1 protein-coding gene and 1 pseudogene are annotated in these 824 nt (G+C 59.5%); both read left to right on the forward strand.

What is annotated here, in order from left to right; translation table 11 throughout:
- Positions 1-145 precede the first annotated feature (145 nt).
- The gene (locus EN750_RS36890) at positions 146-571 is read left to right on the forward strand and encodes a type II toxin-antitoxin system VapC family toxin (RefSeq protein WP_127383449.1); all 426 of its coding nucleotides are present in this window, start codon (positions 146-148) and stop codon (positions 569-571) included.
- 44 nt (positions 572-615) lie between these two features.
- Positions 616-824, forward strand: a pseudogene (locus EN750_RS36895) (methionyl-tRNA formyltransferase); the annotation flags it as partial.

Genomic DNA, 824 nt, shown 5'->3' on the forward strand with positions numbered 1-824 from the left:
AACCGGAGCCGGGACTTTCCGCGTGGGATGCCATTCGTTCGGCGTTCGCTGCTGAAAATGCAATAGGCGATGAATTTTCCGAGATAATGGACCAAATCGAAGCGGACGGAAAACGCGACTTCGGCCATCCAGTTGAGGATTTCGAGTGATCATCCTCGATACCAATGTTGTTTCCGAAGCCAGCAAACCGGCGCCCGACTTGAATGTCTCCGCCTGGTTCCGCAAACAGGATCTTCTCGCACTCTACATGTGTGGGCCAGTCATCATGGAGCAGTCTTTCGGGGCCGAACGGTTTTTGAACAAGACGGGATCAGACCGTTATATTCGCGTGCTCGATCAGCTGATTTCGCAGCAGTTCGCCGGCCGTATCGTGGAATTTTCCGGTTCGATCCCCCGACTTGCCGGCAAGCTGCGGGCGACGCGGGAAAGAATTGGCCGTCCGATCAGTCTTTCCGACGCCATGATTGCCGCGATCTGCCTCGCCCATGATGCGACGCTTGCCACGCGCAACGTTCGCGACTTCGACGAGCTTGACCTGAAGCGCGTAAACCCGTTTGAAGCGGACGCCTGAGCCGGCACACGGTGCGAGCAAGAAGACAGGATACCAGAAGAAAAATGCCCCTTCGCGTCATCTTCATGGGCACGCCGGAGTTTTCGGTGCCGACTTTGCGCGCGATCGCCGAGGCTGGCCATGAGATATCGGCCGTCTATACCCAGCCGCCACGCGCCGCAGGGCGGCGCGGGCTGGAGTTGACGCCATCGCCGGTGCAGCGCGAGGCGGAGCGGCTGGGCATTGAAGTCCGGGCGCCGGTTTCGCTCAAGGG

The organism is Mesorhizobium sp. M7A.F.Ca.ET.027.03.2.1 (assembly GCF_003999175.1).
In the GTDB taxonomy this organism is placed as follows: Bacteria; Pseudomonadota; Alphaproteobacteria; order Rhizobiales; family Rhizobiaceae; genus Mesorhizobium.